This window comes from Paenibacillus sp. 01T442 (genome assembly GCF_056398345.1).
On the sequence record NZ_JBFTPF010000222.1, the window covers coordinates 1 to 464 of the forward strand.

Annotated in this window: 1 protein-coding gene; it reads left to right on the forward strand. The window is 59.1% G+C overall.

Going from position 1 to position 464, the window contains the following annotated elements:
• Nucleotides 1-464: hypothetical protein (locus AC1DLM_RS35535; protein ID WP_477572641.1), on the forward strand; the 464-nt coding region annotated here is incomplete at both ends.

Genomic DNA, 464 nt, shown 5'->3' on the forward strand with positions numbered 1-464 from the left:
AACAGGACCTACTGGGCCGACTGGAGCAACTGGAGGACAACTGGAGGAACAGGAGCAACTGGAGCAACAGGAGCAACAGGAGCAACTGGAGGTACAGGAGCAGCTGGAGCAACTGGAGGTACAGGAGCAGCAGGAGCAACTGGAGGTACAGGAGCAACAGGAGCAGCAGGAGCAACTGGAGGTACAGGAGCAACAGGAGCAGCAGGAGCGACTGGAGGTACAGGAGCAGCAGGAGCAACCGGAGCAGCAGGAGCAACTGGAGCAGCAGGAGCAACAGGAGCAACCGGAGCAGCAGGAGCAACTGGAGGTACAGGAGCAACTGGTGCAACAGGACCKACTGGGCCGACTGGAGCAACTGGAGGAACAGGAGCAACTGGAGCAACAGGAGCAACAGGAGCAACTGGAGGTACAGGAGCAGCTKGAGCAACTGGAGGTACAGGAGCAGCAGGAGCAACTGGAGGTAC